At 36.7% G+C, this 14,155-nt stretch carries 8 protein-coding genes; 6 read left to right on the forward strand and 2 right to left on the reverse strand.

Going from position 1 to position 14,155, the window contains the following annotated elements; translation table 11 throughout:
* Positions 1-174 precede the first annotated feature (174 nt).
* Together EL194_RS07130 and EL194_RS07135 are read left to right on the forward strand one after the other, a co-directional pair.
* Positions 175-1,971 carry a C69 family dipeptidase gene (locus EL194_RS07130; RefSeq protein ID WP_034886555.1) on the forward strand — a complete coding sequence of 599 codons (1,797 nt, stop codon included), beginning with the start codon at positions 175-177 and terminating at the stop codon, positions 1,969-1,971.
* Positions 1,972-2,031: 60 nt separating this feature from the next.
* Positions 2,032-2,709: a TIGR00266 family protein gene (locus EL194_RS07135; RefSeq protein ID WP_003773481.1), complete on the forward strand. Its 678-nt coding sequence runs from the start codon at positions 2,032-2,034 to the stop codon at positions 2,707-2,709.
* 116 nt (positions 2,710-2,825) lie between these two features.
* Here EL194_RS07135 and EL194_RS07140 read toward each other — a convergent pair whose 3' ends face one another.
* Complete coding sequence (locus EL194_RS07140; RefSeq protein ID WP_126345130.1) at positions 2,826-3,473, reverse strand: peptidylprolyl isomerase; 648 nt, start codon at positions 3,471-3,473, stop codon at positions 2,826-2,828.
* Positions 3,474-3,796: 323 nt separating this feature from the next.
* Here EL194_RS07140 and EL194_RS07145 point away from each other — a divergent pair, with 323 nt between their 5' ends.
* From EL194_RS07145 to EL194_RS07155, 3 genes are all read left to right on the forward strand, one after another.
* The gene (locus tag EL194_RS07145) at positions 3,797-10,072 is read left to right on the forward strand and encodes an Ig-like domain-containing protein (RefSeq protein ID WP_003773484.1); all 6,276 of its coding nucleotides are present in this window, start codon (positions 3,797-3,799) and stop codon (positions 10,070-10,072) included.
* Positions 10,073-10,289: 217 nt separating this feature from the next.
* Positions 10,290-10,745: a GNAT family N-acetyltransferase gene (locus EL194_RS07150; protein ID WP_003773486.1), complete on the forward strand. Its 456-nt coding sequence runs from the start codon at positions 10,290-10,292 to the stop codon at positions 10,743-10,745.
* A gap of 273 nt (positions 10,746-11,018) precedes the next feature.
* Positions 11,019-11,753: a YwaF family protein gene (locus EL194_RS07155; protein ID WP_013852919.1), complete on the forward strand. Its 735-nt coding sequence runs from the start codon at positions 11,019-11,021 to the stop codon at positions 11,751-11,753.
* 93 nt (positions 11,754-11,846) lie between these two features.
* Here the strand turns inward: EL194_RS07155 and EL194_RS07160 are convergent, their stop codons facing one another.
* Entirely contained in the window at positions 11,847-12,983 is a 1,137-nt protein-coding gene (locus tag EL194_RS07160) for an MFS transporter (protein ID WP_013852920.1), read from the reverse strand.
* A gap of 205 nt (positions 12,984-13,188) precedes the next feature.
* On the opposite strand from EL194_RS07160, the gene EL194_RS07165 reads away from it, so the two are divergent.
* Positions 13,189-14,151 carry a CobW family GTP-binding protein gene (locus tag EL194_RS07165; RefSeq protein ID WP_003773492.1) on the forward strand — a complete coding sequence of 321 codons (963 nt, stop codon included), beginning with the start codon at positions 13,189-13,191 and terminating at the stop codon, positions 14,149-14,151.
* The last annotated feature ends 4 nt before the right edge of the window (positions 14,152-14,155 follow it).

The following is a 14,155-nucleotide window of genomic DNA, read 5'->3' on the forward strand; positions in this document are numbered from 1 at the left end:
ATTCGAACATGTTTGAGAGAATGACAGAAATATATTACATGATTGCTCAGTTAACAATCGTATCTTTTCAAAAATTCTCATTGTGATACTATGAATTTAGACATAGAAAGGGAGGTATATAAATATAAACTACGAAATGTTTTAGTGTGCATTTTTTTATGTATGGAGGAAACTATGAGTAAAATAAAAAAAATTGCATTAACAGGTCTTATGACGATTGTTGGAATGAGCTTAACCATCACAAGTACATTCGCGTGTACCGGTATTATTGTTGGGAAAAATTTAACCGAAGATGGCTCTGTGATTATTGGACGTACTGAAGACCTTGAATTAAATCATAATAAGACATTTGTTGTGAAGAATGTGGAAGGACGGATGCTTGATAATACAGTTCCGTTTGTAGATCCATCCAATGGCTTTACCTATACAGCAAGTGAACATAATTATAAATATACGGCTATACCGGATGTCACCCTGAATGATGGGATGTATGACGCAGCTGGAATTAATGAAAAGGGTGTTGTAATGACGGCTACGGTATCTGCGAAGTATGATCCTGCTTATAAAACGGTTGATCCATATGTATCGGATGGATTAACAGAGGCTGCCATCACAACGTTAATTTTACCGCGCATTCAATCAGCTCGTGAGGGGATTGAGTTAATAGCGCAGGTCATTGAAGAAAAAGGATCTGGTGAAGGGAATATTGTTGTTTTAGCGGACAAAAATGAAGTGTGGTATATGGAAATTCTATCGGGGCATCAATATGCAGCGATTAAGTTCCCTGATGATAAATTCGGTGTCTTCCCCAATGCTTTTTATTTAGGAACCCTAGATGGTTTTGAAGCGGAAGATGTTATTCAATCAAAAGACCTCAAAGCAACCGCTATCGCAGCAGGTCGTTATGTTGAACAGGACGGGAAGTTCCACATTGCAAACTCATACAATCCAATTAAAATGACGGATGGAAATCGATCACGCGTCTGGTCAGGAATTAAAGCCATTAATCCAAACAGTACGGTTAATTACAATGATGCTACGTTTGAATTACTTCAATCGATGGATGGTAAAGTTGGATTGAAAGATGTCATGAAATTCCAACGTAACCGTTTAGAAGGTACTGGATTTGTCCCTTCAGATGAGATTAAATTGGATAATAAAGGGAATATTTTAAGTCAAGAAGAAAAAGATCGCAGTAAGTATCCGATTGGTAATATCAATACCATGGAGGCACATATCTTCCAAATTAAAGATTCGCTGCCTGCAGATGCAGGTGCTGTAATGTGGCTTGCTGTTGGATCACCACTTGTTTCACCGTACATTCCGTATATGGGAAACATCACTGACACACATAAATCCTATCAAGTTACCAGTACATCATTTGATGAGAACTCATGGTATTGGAATGCAAATTCAATTGCCCATCAAGTATTTAAGGATGATGTAACGCGGAATGAAATTCAAAGACAATGGATTGAGTTTGAGGATTCATTAATTCAAGACCAGCTCAATATTGAAAAACGTTTAATGATGCGTTCAGGAGACTTTGATTATCAAGCACATACACTGCAAGTAGCAGATGATGCCTTTAATAAACTGAAAGCATTAGATCAAAAACTTAAAGGAATTGAACCGAAGACAGAAGAACCAAAGACAGAAGAACCGAAGACAGAAGAACCGAAGACAGAAGAACCGAAGACAGAAGAACCGAAGACAGAGGAACCGAAGACAGAGGAACCGAAGACAGAGGAACCGAAGACAGAAGAACCGAAGACAGAGGAACCGAAAACGGAAGAACCGAAGACAGAGGTACCAACGAAGAATGAAACGCCTAAAAAAGGCGTGACTCAAGCTTCGAACACCCTGCCACAAACGGGAGTTTCCACATCCCAAACTCTGCTTTACGGTGCTTTGGGTATAGCATTCGTAGGTATGGTTGTTGTCTATAAATCATATCGCAAAGAACACTAAAGAGGCATTACGCCTCTTTTTTTCTTTTTATGATATAATTCAAGAAAAAGGAGAACATTTATGGAATTTAAAATTGAAGGAACTTACCCCGTTTTGCGTTGTTTTCTCGATGAAGGGGAATCCCTTATCACAAGTGCAGGGAATATGTCTTGGATGACTGCGAACATGAGTTATAAGGTGCATTCAGGGGGTGGATTTAAGAAGGCGTTTGGTCGTGCTTTTTCAGGAGAAGGTTTCTTCCAAAACACATATACTGCAGGCGATTCGAATCAAGAAATTGCGTTCGCGATGTCGATGCCTGGAGTTATTAAACACATTGAAATGGATGGATCTAAAACGTTTATTGCTCAGAAAAACGCATTTTTAGCTTCAGAGCCGGGTGTTGAGTTTTCAAATGAATTTACGAAAAAACTCTCTGCTGGATTTTTTGGTGGTGAAGGCTTTATTCTTCAAAAATTCTCTGGAGTCGGTAATCTCTTTCTCGAAGCGGATGGTTCTTTAATTACCTATGATCTTAAAGAAGGCGAAAGTTTGTTAGTTGATCAGGGGAATCTATTTATGTTTGAATCGGGAGTTTCTTATGCAATTGAAACAGTGAAGGGTTTAAGTAATAAATTTTTTGGTGGCGAAGGCTTCTTCTTGGTTAAACTTACCGGACCAGGTCAAGTTGTACTTCAAACACTGCCAATTTCTAATTTAGCGGGTGAAGTGAATCGTGTGCTTCCAACATCAAACTAGTCAAGTATAATCTTTAATTTTTGGAGTTTCTCTTTGAGGGGAACTCCTTTTGTTATGAAAAAAACCGTACACAGTGTGTACGGTCATGCTATTCTTATGTATTAAAATTCGTTGTTTTAATTTTGATTAGGGTTTGTATAGGTTTTACCTTTGGTATCGACTGTGACACGCTTCATGACTTGTTCTTTGCCTTCTACAGGTCGATTGTCTTGGTTGGTATCAACACTTACAATACGATCAACTGTATCCATACCTTCCACAACATTTCCAAATGCCGCATAACTACCATCAAGATGTGGTGCATCAGTTGTTACGATGAAAAACTGTGATCCTGCAGTATCATTACCCTTACTACGTGCCATTGAAATAATACCACGTTTATGACTTATCGGATTATCGAAATTATTTTGAGAAAATTCTCCTTTAATCGTATATCCAGGCCCCCCCGTTCCCGTACCTTTTGGATCGCCACCTTGTATCATAAACCCAGGAATTACACGGTGAAATAACAAGCCATCATAAAAAGAATCTTCTACGAGTTTTATAAAGTTATTTACGGTGTTTGGAGCGATGTCTGGGTAAAGTTCAAGCTTGATAATCCCACCATCCTCCATCTCAATGGTGACGATCGGATTGGTGTCTTTTGAAAAGTCTTGAACTTCTGAAGATGGATCAGGTTTCGGTTGTTCTTTGGTTTGAGAACACCCAGTAAGTGAAATTAAAACGAAAAAGCTGATTGCAATCAATGTTTTTTTTTTTTTCATAATGCCTCCATATTTTCCTATATTATACCATATTTGAAATTTTGCCAGTGAGAAGAGAATTTTTTAAGAATAATGACGAACATCGATAACGATGTAACGCTAAGGGTTAAAAGCACTTAGATGGGGGTATTCTCAAATTAAGTAAAGTTTACCATTATTTTACTTGTGAAATGTTACCGTTTACACTTGACAAGTATGCTTGCAAACGCAATAATGGACACGTAAGCGCTAACAATATGAAATACATGAGAAATATCTTTGGTAAAGATATCGATTAAAGATGTTTAAATGTTTACTGGTTTTTACTAAATAGGAGGAAGAGTATGAATTCGTCATTTAGAAAAGCAGTTAAAATTATGGGGGTGGTGGTAGCTGTGACGTGCTCAAGTGTATTTATTGAAAAAACACCGATCCATGCTGCGGTTGTGGAACCTGTTGTGACTAAAACAGATTCACGCAATGTTGATTTTAACGATGATTGGAAATTTAAATTAAATGTTTCAGGCACATCTAGTCCAAGTGAAATTGACTATGATGAGACAGACTGGCAAGCGTTATCCTTACCTCATGATTGGTCAATCTTTTTTGATTTTGACCATAACTCACCGGCACAAAATGAGGGTGGTTTGTTGAATGGTGGTACAGGTTGGTACCGCAAAACTTTTGTCTTCGATAAAAAGATGGAAAAAAATGTACGCTTAAATTTTGGTGGTGTCTATATGGATTCTACTGTTTTTGTAAACGGTAAAGAAGTTGGAAATTATCCTAATGGTTATACCCCTTTTTCATATGATATAACATCATATCTTAATCAAGAAGGTCCAAATACCATTGCTGTGAAAGTTGTAAATAAACAGCCAAGTAGCCGTTGGTATTCAGGTAGCGGTATCTATCGTGATGTTTCGTTGACCTATACAGATGATGTTTCGATTAAGGAATACGGGACAACAGTCTTAACACCTAACTTAGATAAAGAAGTTGGAAAAGACGTTACAACTGAGGTTAAGACAACTGTTTTAAATAAATCGAAAAAAGCAGAAAAAGTTAAAGTTAAGACAGAAGTTGTAACCGTTGATGGGACATCAATGGGGAAGGCAGAAACTGAAGAAGTCGAAATCCAAGCAGGAAATGAACAAACCTTGGATTCCGCAATTATGGTTTCAAATCCAAGCCTTTGGGATATTGATTCACCGGTAACATATCGCGTTAAAACTCAGGTATTAAAAAACAATCGTGTTGTAGATGAAACGGTAGAACGTTTTGGATATCGTTATATGAACTGGACACCAAGTGGTGGATTTTCATTGAATGGTAATGATGTTAAGTTCTACGGCGTATCAATGCATCACGATCAAGGTGCACTTGGATCTGTCGCAAACTATGATGCTATGCGACGTCAGATGGAAATTCTAAAAGATATGGGTGTAAACTCTGTCCGAATTACACATAACCCAGCTGATGATAAATTACTCGCAATTGCGGAAGATTTAGGTCTTATGATTATTGATGAAGCATTTGACACGTGGTATGGCGGTAAAAAACCATACGACTACGGTCGTTTCTTTGATGCGAAAGCAACGCATCCCGAAGCGCTTGATGGTCAATCATGGGCTGAATATGACTTAAAACGAATGGTTGCTCGTGGTAAAAATTCACCAGCAGTTATTATGTGGTCACTCGGTAATGAAATTGGTGAATCCAATAGCGGTAGTGCAAAAGCAATTCAAACGATTCGTAATCTACATCGTTGGACGAAAGAAGTTGATGATACACGTTACACAACCATGGGACAAGATGTTTATCGTTGGGCTCCTACAGGAGGACATGAACTTATTAGTGCTGAGGTTGATGCTGTAGGGATCAACTATGCAGAAGATTCATATAAAGCAATCCGTGCAAAACACCCAGATTGGTTGATCTATGGATCGGAAACATCATCCGCTACACGTAGTCGTGGGGTTTACGCATTCCCAGATGAATTACGTTCACACGACAACAGTGCAGCGCGTAAATACCAACAATCTGATTACGGGAATGATCATGTAGGTTGGGGTAAAACCGCAACCAATTCATGGATTCCAGATCGTGATGAAAAAGGGTATGCAGGACAATTTATTTGGACTGGATTTGATTATATTGGTGAACCAACACCATGGCATAACCAGAATCAAACCCCACCGAAATCTTCTTACTTTGGTATTATCGATACCGCAGGATTCCCTAAAAATGATTTCTACCTTTACCAAAGTCAATGGAAGGATGTTGAAACAGATCCAATGGTTCACATCTTACCGCACTGGAACTGGGAAAAAGAATCGTTATTAGATTACAACATGAGAACACGTGATGGAAAAATTCCAGTACGTATCTTCTCAAATGCCGCAAAAGTTGAACTGTTCTTAGATGGTGTTTCACTTGGCGAAAAAGCATTTGTTCAAAAAACAACAGCGTATGGACGTCCATATCAGGAAGGTGCAAACGCTAAAGAATTATACTTAGAATGGCGTTTGGATTTTAAACCAGGAACATTAAAAGCGATTGCTAAAGATAAAGATGGTAATGTCATCGCTGAAGATGTGATTAAAACATCGAAAGGTTCTGCAGCAGTTGAGTTAGTGCCTGAAAAACGTGTAATTCAAAATGGACGTGATCACTTATCATACATTCATGTGAATGTAGTTGATGAAAATGGTGTTATGAATCCGAATGCACAAAACAATATTATCTTTACCCTTGAAGGGAATGGAGAAATTGTTGGGGTTGATAACGGTGATCCAGCAAGTAATGAACGCTATAAAGCACAACATGATGGAACATGGCAACGAAAAGCCTTTAATGGTAAAGCGCTTGTGATTGTTAAATCGGATGGGCAAGAAGGTTCATTTAAACTTACAGCTAAAGCAGAAAACTTATCTGAAGGTAAAACAGAAGTCTTCGCAATTGAGAAGAAACCTGAAACACCTAGTATTTTAGGGTTTGATGATGTTTCAGTCTTTACCGAAACACATGTTCAACCCGAATTACCGAAAACAGTAAATGCTATTTATTCAGATGGTTCTGAAAAAGCGGTAGATGTAAATTGGGAAACCATTGAAGCATCCAAACTTGAACAACCTGGATCATTTAGCGTAAAAGGAACTGTAGAAGGTGTAGCAATACCGGTTAACGCAACAGTATTGGTGCGTATGATTACAGATCTCATAGATCCAGTTCTGGCAACACCTAAAGGTACAATGCCAAGCTTGCCTTCAACCGTTATTGCCTATTATTCTAACGGGGCAGAAGTTAACCTTCCTGTTACATGGGAATCCATTACCGATGCCATGATTGCGGAAGCAGGTGTACTTAAGATTTCAGGTCAAGCACATTCAGGTGGTCAAGATTATCCCGTATTTGCACACATTACGGTATTAGAAGCGATTGCCGTTCAAGAAAATATTGCTATTCGTCGTCCTCAAGATACTTATCCGATTGCGACAAGTTCCTATATGAGCGGTGGCGATCGTATTGAACGCATCAATGATGGAACGATTGCATTTGAAAATCGATGGACAAACTGGGTTAATAATTTTGGTGATAAGCAAGAAGAATGGGTAATGTTAGAGTTTGAAAAGATTGAAACGATTCATCAAGTAGGCATTCATTTCTTTACAGACAATACTACGAAAGTACCGGCTTCTTTAACCATTGAAACCAGTGTTGATGGTGTAACGTTCACACCGGTTGTTAACCAAAGTAAAAACAATAACTTTGTAGTAACATCTGGTGATGTTAAAACAGAAATTCCAATTAAATTTGATAAGGTTGATGCGAAATTTGTTCGTCTCAACATGACGTCTCAAATGAACGGTGATAAACCAAGACCCATGGGTCTATCTGAATTAAAAGTAATTGGTGATACCTTTAAGATTGAAGCCAATTCAAAAGCAGAATTAGAAATGATTCATCTTGATACAAAACCATTAGAGAACTTTAAAGTTGATCAAAATGTTTATGTTGTGGGTGTACCATTTGGAAAAGCACTTCCTGTACTTAAAGGAACTGCGAAAGCAGGATCTTTTGTGAATGTAGTGCAACCAACTCGCGATAATAACTATCAAGGTAAAGTACGTGTAACATCAGAAGATGGACTTAATTCAAAAGATTACGATGTAACTTATGTTGTATCAGATCCAGTATATGATCATACAATACTGACACTTGATCGCATTGAAGGAAAGACACAAGAAACAATTCCATTTAAAACAGAAAGTTTATTAGAAGATGGCACTGCCATTGCACCATCACTTCTTGATATTACCTATGAAGTAGTTCAAGGCGATGCATCTGGAATTCGTATGAATGCGGGCTTAATCTACTTACATAAAGAAGGAACATATACTGTTAAAGCACATGTTTCCTACGGTGGTAAAACATACGAAAGTAACGAAGTAAGCTTTACAGTAACGAAAAATGAAGTGCAAGAACCGATTAAAGCGTTTAAACCTGTTGTCATTCGAACAGAACGTAGTCAAAAGATTGAGCTTCCAAAAACTGTTACTGCACAATATGAAACACTCTTTGATAAAGATGTTGCCGTAACATGGGATGCATTTGATGTGTTACGACTTGACGAATACGGAACCTTTGAAATTAAAGGTCGCGTAGAAGGTACAGATATACAAGCTGTGGCTAAAGTCATCGTTGAGGGATATGTTGGTGTAGAAAGCTTTAGTCTGGTTACACCGAAGGACAAATCCTTTAAATTACCACTCAAAGCGAAGGCATACCATAATACAGGTCGTGTTGATGAATTTAATGTCGTTTGGGAAGCATTTGATAAAGAAAATCTAAAAACACCGGGTACATATATCCTTAAGGGTATGGTTGAAACCGCAAATACTGAAACGACACTAACCATTCGTGTAGCAGCAGAATATGAGAAGGGCGATAATATCGCTAAAATGTGGACTGGATCAGAACTTCCAGCAGCAATTGCATCCTTTACAAATGATGGACCCGGATCAAATGACCGCGTAAGTGCAATGAATGATGCAGTCATATCGTATACGAATACTCCAGCAAACCGTTGGACAAACTGGCAAGCCCAAAGTCGCGAAAAAGACTGGGTAGGGATTGTCTTTGCAGACGCAGGTACTATGGCACCACGCTTCGTTGATAACTTTAATATTGGATTCTTTGAAGACAATGGAACTGGATATCCAGGATCCTATGTAATTGAAGTTCTTAAAGAAGGCATTAAGCCAGAATTACCAACAAAATTTGGTCATATCAGCAGTGAGGATTCAGTGCTCAATGATCCAAATAATTGGGTTGAGGTTCAAAACTTAAAGGCGAAACCATTTGCTTATCAAACAATGAATACCTTAACGTTTGATGGCGTTGAAACGTATGCAGTACGTATTAACATGACAAAACAAGCCAATAAAAAAGGTCTTGCAGTTACGGAAATTGAAGTTTATGACCGTATCGCAAAAGCACATCAAGACTTTACAGTAACACTAAAAGTTGATGGTAAAGACGTCGATGCCTTTACGCAAGATCATAATTTTGTATATGAACAAAAAACAAACAATCTTCCATCACTTGAACTGCAAGCAACAAATAACGCAAACATTACCGCTATTGAAATCGAAAACGGTATGAAATATGTTGTGAGAGCAGAAGATGGTATTAAAACAGAAACCTATACGATTACCTATGACACAAGCATTCGTGATGCACGCAATGCTTTAGTGAAAATGATTTCAAAAGCTAAAAATGTTGAAATTGAAGGCTATGAAAGTCTTGGTGTACAAGCAATGCAAGCATCAATTCTTAAAGCACAAACTGCAGTTGAAGATTTAAATACAGATGTGAAAACCCTTCAAAGTCTAACGAAACTACTGGAAAAAAATATTGATGATCTTGTAGCCGTGGGCGATCAAATTGATAAGGCACGTGAATCCTTACAAGCGATGATTGATATTGCGGAAAGCATCGATCGGACACTTTATACAGATGAAAGTCTTGCTGCTTTAGATAAACAACTATCGTTTGCGAAAGTAAGTTACGAAGATGATTCCGCAACAACAGTTATTCTTGACGTTGTTACCCAAAATCTTCGTGAAGCAATCTTTGGATTAGAGTATCGAGATCAAACTGTAAAAGGTCCTTTTGATTCGATTACGATGAATCCAAAGGTATCATTTGAAGGATCAACACCGATTACTGAAGAAGCATTTATCAATGCTTTAAATATTCAAAACCCAGATGGTGTTGCCTTTGATATTGAAACAAACTTTATGGAACTTGTAGATCAAAATACAGAAGGAACCTATGCAGTTACGGTTCGACTCATTCGGGCACAACGTGCATTCTTCCGTATGAAGTCCAATCCATATGTTAAAGAATTTAAAGTAGATGTTACGATTCAAGGTGAAAGTAGTAAACCAATTGTTACGGAACCAAAAGAAGAATCCGTTACACCTGAAGCACCAACAACACCACCATCGACATTACCAACGACAGGTGTCGGTACACGAAATGTATCAAGCCTTATTACTCTTGGTGGGTTAATGTATGTTGTTAGTCTTAAAAAGAAACGTAAACAGAAATAATCATTTAAGAAAGAGCTCATTTTATTGAGTTCTTTTTTTTAGACTGTTTTAAAGAGTGGTAGAAAACGATATGTATACTATGCTATACTTTTTTTAATGAAAGGAGGGGTCTGTTATGAAAAAACAATCTAAGATTCCTCTAATTATATCTTTCGAATAACCTTTTGATATTTTTAGAGTGCTCACCTTTATAAAGGTTTAAAAGGCAGGTAAATTTATGAAAAAAGTAAATATTGATGATTTACGCAATCATCAGTTTCAGGATGCATTTATTGAATATTTTCAGGAATTTGGGTATCAGATTCCTGAAAACGATGTGTTTTTTGAAACCATGAATAATGAACAAGATAATAAAGTACTAGCATACGAAGCAGATGGTAAGCTTATTGCATTTATAATGTTTAGGTTGGAGAGATTTACAAACTGGTTTTTTAGTGAAGAGGTGGTATTTGTAAGGGAACTTTGGGTAAAAAAATCCTATCGAAACACGGGTATGGCTTCAAAATTACTTATTGAAGTGGAAGCATTTGCTCAAAGAAATCAACGATTTAAATTGATCCTAACAACTGATTCTGCAGATGATTTGTACTTGAAAAATGGCTATATACTGGATCAAAGTTATACCGCTAAAAACAATTATTCTGTATACATCAAGTACCTACCGTTTAGATAATTCAAAATCCTCAATTCAATGACTGAAACGATTCGATTTTCAAAAACACCAAATAAAAAATTGGTGTTTTTTTATAAATTGAAACAGTCAGAATCATTTTAAAGACTTGTCTCGATAAATTTTAGACGGATTATTTATAAATCTTTTCGATCAAAATTAAGCACATAAGAATTCCGAACTTCTTTTGCATAATCAACTCATAATATCAGTGTGATTTTATGGTGAAATAGGGTATAATATATGCTACGTTAAAAATTAGAAAATGGAGTTCTTATGAATCGATTAATTGAAAATTTATACTTTAGTCAAAATCCTTTCAATATCTACTCTCCCATTCATATCTTGATGTTAGTTTTGGTGGGAATTTGTGTAGGATTATTGATTAAAAAACGTGAAGAGATTGCAGCGGGTGGATATCAATCCTTACGTTGGATTTTCCTTGGACTGTATTTTATCCAACAAGTTCTGCTTTATAGTTGGTATGGCATGAATCAGCAACTAACGTTGAATGATGCGCTGCCTCTTTATCCTTGTCGGATCTTACAGATCATGACGATTATCCTCTTAATTACGAAACAGGAGCGTATTTATGAAGTCCTGGGACTTCTTGGAATCCCGGCAGCTGTGACTGCGTTAATTCTCGCAGATACAAGTGGTTTTAGTTTTCCAAATGCAATGTTTATCCAATTCTTTGTAGGACATTCGATGATGATCTTGGTTCCCTTGTATATGAAGTATCGCTATCATTTTTCAATCCAGGAAAGTGCAACGGTAGGCGTTATTAAAATGGTTGGAGGCTATTTTGTTGTTGTAAGTTTCATCAATCATTTACTCCATACTAATTACGGTTATGTATCTGCACCACCATCAGCCTTGAGTTTTCTAAATGGTGTACCAAGTATTATTTATACATGTGGTTATTTCATGATTTATGTTGGTGTTGTACTTATTGGAAGCAAGATTGCAACACATGAAGAAGAAGATATTATTCTTACAATTGAATCCTAACAGTGTTAAGTTTAAAAAAGCTAATTCATGTTGAATTGGCTTTTTTTAATAACGATAAAAAAAACCACTTTTGAAACAAAGTGGTTTGTGTAATTATTTTAATTTACGATCAGATATAAACGCAAATACAACCATTGCGATTGCATTAATCGCTAGCACATTAATTGCGAAGACCATACTTGTACGATCAGCGATTGAACCAATGATTTGAGGTGTAATAATTCCACCTAAAGCGGCACATGTTAAGAGCAAGGCTAAGCGTTTTTGATTACCAATAACATATTTTGATGTATTCGCAATACTTGTAGGGTAGATTCCGGCAAGACATAAGCCAAGACCCAGAATTGAAATTGTAATAATTACAGGATTCATAGTTGAAACAAGTCCGAAGAATGCGAGTGCAGCTCCAATTGTGTAAATTAGAACTAATTTTGTTCCTTTAACTTTTTGAGAAATAAATGCAGTGATTAAACGACCAATCATGATCATAATCCATGTTAAGGAAACAAGTGTTGCTGCAAAAGCATCCGATAGAATATTCATACTCTTTAGGTAAGTCATAAACCAACCATTAATGGTATTTTCAAGTCCAAGATAGAAGAACATTACAAATGCAACTGCGAAGAATGCAAAGTCTAGTTTTTGTGTTTCCACAACAGTTGTAGATTTTTGTTGTCCCTTTAAATCAAGATCCATTGTAAGATAGTTAATCCATGAAATTGTTGTAATGGCTGTTAAAAATAAAATGAGTTGGTTAAAATCAAACCCGATTTTCTTTAAGCCGATGATTACAAATGATGCAAGTCCTGCACCGATAGCGAAGATCGTATGAAGCATATTCATGTCTCGTGATTTGTTATCACTTAAATCATTTACGATTGCATTACTTAAGATACTTACAGCACCACGACCAATACCCATTAAAATAAAGCCGAGCCATAGTATTTTACGGATTGAATCTGTAAACACAACGATGGATAAAAAACTCAATGGTACAAGAGCAGCAAGGATTCCAATCGCAATTTTATTTCCAAATCGTTCGGATACGAAGGGACTGATAAAGTTTGAGAGTAGGTTACCTACGGCAAACATTGAGAGCAAGGTTCCTGCATCACTGTATGATAAATTCAAGTTTGTAATAAGGTCTGGCATAATTGCGCCAATACCTAGGATAAAGATCCCACTTAAGAAGAAACTAAAGTAGGTTCTTAAGATTGTTTTGTTTTTCATATTGTTATTCTTTCCTCCACAAATCATCACATATAGGTGACGACAACACTAACCATTCTAATTAAGTAAACCGGTTTTGTCAAACAAACCTCTCTACTTTGCTGGAATTGAATACAATGTATTGATTTATTTCATTTTAAGTCGCTTTTTACTTGCATGGAAGTTCTCACTCACGCATAATATATATAATAATAAGGAGGACGTTATGATACCAATTACGATTATTTCAGGCTTTTTAGGATCGGGTAAAACAACATTCATCAATCAAATACTACGCGAGTTTCAAGAGGATACCATCGGTTTGATTATTAATGAAATTGGATCGGTAAACTTGGATAAGGCTTTTATTAAGTACGATCAAGATCGTATTTTTGAAATTAATAGTGCTTGCTTGTGTTGTGTTGATGATCGTGAGTTTGAACGTGCCATTTTAGATTTAAAAATGCAATTCGAATTACAGGAAATGCAGTTAAAATCTATCATTATTGAAACAAGTGGCCTTGCGGAAGTGAATCCATTAATCCAAACAATTTTAAAATCACAACCCATTCAAAAACAGTTCTTTTTAAATGAAATTATCACCCTTGTGGATGCGATAAATGGGGAACAAACACTTGAAAATTATCGCGAATCTTTAGAACAAATTGCCTTTGCAGATCGCATCTATATTACGAAAGCAACATCAACACCTTATTCTTTATTGGGAAAACTTAAAGCGATTAATCCACTGGCTCCCGTTTCACTTTTAAAACAAGATCAAACGTATTTACATCTTCTAAGTGAAGATCGTTTTGATGCATCGCATACCAAGTATGCGTCACTGAGCCAATCTGTTTTAGATCAAGCAAAAGAAACGAAGCATCACCGTCATTCTCATGTTGATACTTTAACGCTTTATGCAGAAAATCCACTTTCATTTTCGGATTTTAAAGATTGGTTGGTAGAGCTTGTCGAATTAATGGGCCATGATTTGCTTCGTTACAAAGGAATTTTATCTGTAGAGGGACTTGAAGCATCCATCGTGGTTCAAGGTGTCGGAAGTACCTTTATGATTGACTATGGCGATGAAATTGATGGTTTCCGCAGTCATTTCGTGGTCATTGGCCGTAATATAAATGTCGATAAGATTCAAACATCATTTAAAGCGCTAGAGCGTCATAAGGAGTAGCACA

Source organism: Erysipelothrix rhusiopathiae (assembly GCF_900637845.1).
Lineage (GTDB): Bacteria > Bacillota_I > Bacilli_A > Erysipelotrichales > Erysipelotrichaceae > Erysipelothrix > Erysipelothrix rhusiopathiae.

What these genes read in the sequence shown, in the direction of transcription:
- EL194_RS07130 (WP_034886555.1), top strand. Translation starts at nt 175, where the DNA reads ATGAGTAAAATAAAAAAAATTGCATTAACAGGTCTTATGACGATTGTT.
- EL194_RS07135 (WP_003773481.1), top strand. Translation starts at nt 2,032, where the DNA reads ATGGAATTTAAAATTGAAGGAACTTACCCCGTTTTGCGTTGTTTTCTC.
- EL194_RS07140 (WP_126345130.1), bottom strand. Translation starts at nt 3,473, where the DNA reads ATGAAAAAAAAAAAAACATTGATTGCAATCAGCTTTTTCGTTTTAATT.
- EL194_RS07145 (WP_003773484.1), top strand. Translation starts at nt 3,797, where the DNA reads ATGAATTCGTCATTTAGAAAAGCAGTTAAAATTATGGGGGTGGTGGTA.
- EL194_RS07150 (WP_003773486.1), top strand. Translation starts at nt 10,290, where the DNA reads ATGAAAAAAGTAAATATTGATGATTTACGCAATCATCAGTTTCAGGAT.
- EL194_RS07155 (WP_013852919.1), top strand. Translation starts at nt 11,019, where the DNA reads ATGAATCGATTAATTGAAAATTTATACTTTAGTCAAAATCCTTTCAAT.
- EL194_RS07160 (WP_013852920.1), bottom strand. Translation starts at nt 12,983, where the DNA reads ATGAAAAACAAAACAATCTTAAGAACCTACTTTAGTTTCTTCTTAAGT.
- EL194_RS07165 (WP_003773492.1), top strand. Translation starts at nt 13,189, where the DNA reads ATGATACCAATTACGATTATTTCAGGCTTTTTAGGATCGGGTAAAACA.